Raw genomic sequence first — 661 nt, forward strand, 5'->3', positions numbered from 1 at the left:
ACTTAGCAATTGCGCAAATGCGGTTCTGGCATGCGAAGCAGTATTACATGCTGCCTAAGGAAGAAACAGAAGCCAGTAAACAGCACGGCTTCCGCTCGGACGATTTTACCCAGTGTCTAGAAGACATCGACGACGCTTACGCGCATATTCTCTCGCTGGGAAAAGCCCTAAAAGGAGGTGAAGAAGAATGAGCGCAGAAGAAGCTACCAGAAAAGCGTGGGCCGAGGCCGTCGAAGCAGTATACAACGCTCGTTCCATGCTTGATAATTACCTAGAAAATGAGGACCAGGCCGGAAGTAAATCCACGATCGAACAACGCGACCACCTTGCTTCTGCAAGTGTGGACGCGGAAACCGCCATCACATTCTTTGCCAGTACGGCGCAGAAAATCGACTTCTTCCTTGAGGAAGCCGAACGCATAAAACGCGCTAACGAGGAACTCTCAGACGACGTGGTCATGGTGCCGGCCTGCATCTGCAACGGAAAATTTATGGAGTCCTTCTGGGATGACCTCATCAACCTCTAACCGCACGGTTACCCGCACCTGCGCCGGGTGCGGGCAGCCCATAAAACTAACCAACACCAACAGCCTCTACAAAACGGACGGCACCCCATGGGCCGTCTACCACAGCGACTGCTACCAAAAGAAGAAACAAAACAG

2 protein-coding genes are annotated in these 661 nt (G+C 52.2%); both read left to right on the top strand.

Going from position 1 to position 661, the window contains the following annotated elements:
- Window positions 1-191 (top strand): hypothetical protein (locus QP381_RS08450; protein WP_285068473.1); only part of this gene is annotated, 191 nt, incomplete at its 5' end.
- Complete coding sequence (locus QP381_RS08455; RefSeq protein ID WP_048707087.1) at window positions 188-526, top strand: hypothetical protein; 339 nt, start codon at window positions 188-190, stop codon at window positions 524-526. The genes QP381_RS08450 and QP381_RS08455, both read left to right, overlap by 4 nt.
- Window positions 527-661: the final 135 nt, after the last annotated feature.

Origin of the sequence: Pauljensenia sp. UMB6358 (assembly GCF_030216865.1) — a bacterium.
In the GTDB taxonomy this organism is placed as follows: Bacteria; Actinomycetota; Actinomycetes; order Actinomycetales; family Actinomycetaceae; genus Pauljensenia; species Pauljensenia turicensis_A.